A 354-nucleotide genomic window follows, 5' to 3' on the forward strand; every position below is an offset into this window, starting at 1 on the left:
TTTTTTTTTAAAAAAAAAAACCCTCCGCTCTCTTATCTTTACACCCCCCAAAAAAAACATCCCACCCCCTTTTTTATCCTCTCCTTTTTTAATTTTTTCCCCACCAAAACAAATTCTTTAAAAAACTATTATTTTTTCCAACATGGGAAAAATATTTATAAGGGTTTAACCGATTTATAAGTATGTAAGATGTTTTTTTTTTTTTTTTTTTTTTTTTTTTTTTTTTATAAATGAATTTCTTCTTCTTTTTTTTTTTTTTTTTTTTCTTTCTTCTCATTTTTTGTTTTTTTCTCCTAGTTACATCCCCGCGCTGTGAGGTGGTGAGGGGGTGCGCTGGGGGTAGGGGGATGCGCC

At 30.8% G+C, this 354-nt stretch carries 1 protein-coding gene; it reads right to left on the minus strand.

The genetic code is table 11. The annotated features are described in order from the left end of the window. Positions 1 to 88: 88 nt before the first annotated feature. Positions 89 to 354 (minus strand): hypothetical protein (locus tag BW716_RS35890; protein WP_220388958.1); only part of this gene is annotated, 266 nt, incomplete at its 5' end.

Source organism: [Flexibacter] sp. ATCC 35208, from assembly GCF_001975825.1.
Taxonomy (GTDB): Bacteria; Bacteroidota; Bacteroidia; order Chitinophagales; family Chitinophagaceae; genus Chitinophaga.